The following is an 899-nucleotide window of genomic DNA, read 5'->3' as shown; positions in this document are numbered from 1 at the left end:
AATGTGGGTGCCAGCACAAAGCTATATGGATCGCGCCGAGCAAGACCTAAAAGATAAAGCAGCTCTTCTTGAATTGGTTAAGAGTTCGCGCGATCAGCTGCGCAGTTCTTCATCGAATACGTCGAATGCTTCTAATCTTAATAGCCAGCAATTGGTTTCTACTGTGACGAACATGGCACGAAAGCAATCATTAAACCTAAAACGTTTTGAACCTAGCGGAGAGAATAAGGTCAAACTCTGGGTTGAAGATGTGTCCTTCGATACATTAGTCACATGGCTCAGCACTCTCGAACGTAGTGTTGGGGTGCAGGTCGAGCAAATTTCCGTTGAAAAAGAAGATAAACCCGGTGTTGTTAGTGCAAGGTTGACGCTATCGTCCTAAACTGACTGCACTTGTGCTCTTATGAGCACACTACGTTTAGCTCGTTCATCTATAAAAGGGGTCCCAGGATGCCAATTACCACCGATGAAGTAGAGGCGCGTGTAGTAAGGCTTGATGCCAGTGCCATTAAGGAAGCAAGAACAATTCTATTTCGTGCTTACAAGCACGAACCTACTTTCAAATATTTGTTCCAAGCGGAACGTCCTGGCTATGATCAGCGAGTACGCGCCACTATTCGGGAATTATGCCACTTACACTTTTCGTTAGATCAAGAAGTAATCGGTTTAACACTAGACAGTCGCTTGATCGCGGTTGCTCTAGTTGGTAGCCCTGTGGTTCGTCTTGATTTGAGTCGGCAATTTGCTTGGCGAATGCGAATGTTATTAACGGCAGGTTCTGAAAGTACTTGGCGATACATTGAATATCATAAGCAAATTCATAAAGTTCTTCCTCACGGAGAGCACCATGAGCTTCCTTTGATTGGTGTCGATGCCCAACACCGTAGTCTTGGTTACGG

Annotated in this window: 2 protein-coding genes; both read left to right on the top strand. The window is 45.1% G+C overall.

Going from position 1 to position 899, the window contains the following annotated elements; genetic code table 11:
* Positions 1–382, top strand: a 382-nt coding sequence (gspM, locus tag A3739_RS06295; RefSeq protein ID WP_068500727.1) for a type II secretion system protein GspM, incomplete at its 5' end; no start/stop codon positions are given.
* Between the two features lie 68 nt (positions 383–450).
* Positions 451–899 (top strand): GNAT family acetyltransferase (locus tag A3739_RS06290; protein ID WP_068500724.1); only part of this gene is annotated, 449 nt, incomplete at its 3' end.

The organism is Oleiphilus sp. HI0067, assembly GCF_001635735.1.
Note: the sequence above shows the minus strand (reverse complement) of the source record. Positions and strands in the feature narration are given on the sequence as shown.